1 protein-coding gene is annotated in these 291 nt (G+C 41.6%); it reads left to right on the top strand.

The genetic code is table 11. From position 1 onward, the window contains the following. The coding region (locus C1E99_RS01165; protein WP_330848214.1) for a glycine radical domain-containing protein at window positions 1-291 on the top strand (291 nt) is incomplete at both ends.

Genomic DNA, 291 nt, shown 5'->3' with positions numbered 1-291 from the left:
TTGCTTACTCTAAACAAACAGCTAACTCACCAGTTCACCGCGGTGTATTCCTCAACGAAGATGGTTCTGTTAACACTTCTAAAGTGGAATTCTTCCCACCAGGTGCCAATCCAACTTCTAAATCTCGTGGTGGTTGGTTGCAAAACTTGAATACTCTTTCTAAACTCAACTTCAAACATGCCAACGACGGTATCTCATTGACAACTCAAGTTTCACCAAAAGCTCTTGGTAAAACATTCGATGAGCAAGTGAACAACTTGGTGACAATCCTTGACGGATACTTCGAACAAG

It is taken from the genome of Streptococcus suis (assembly GCF_002964045.1).
GTDB classification, from domain to species: domain Bacteria; phylum Bacillota; class Bacilli; order Lactobacillales; family Streptococcaceae; genus Streptococcus; species Streptococcus suis_U.
This window is presented reverse-complemented; position numbering and strand designations above follow the sequence as displayed.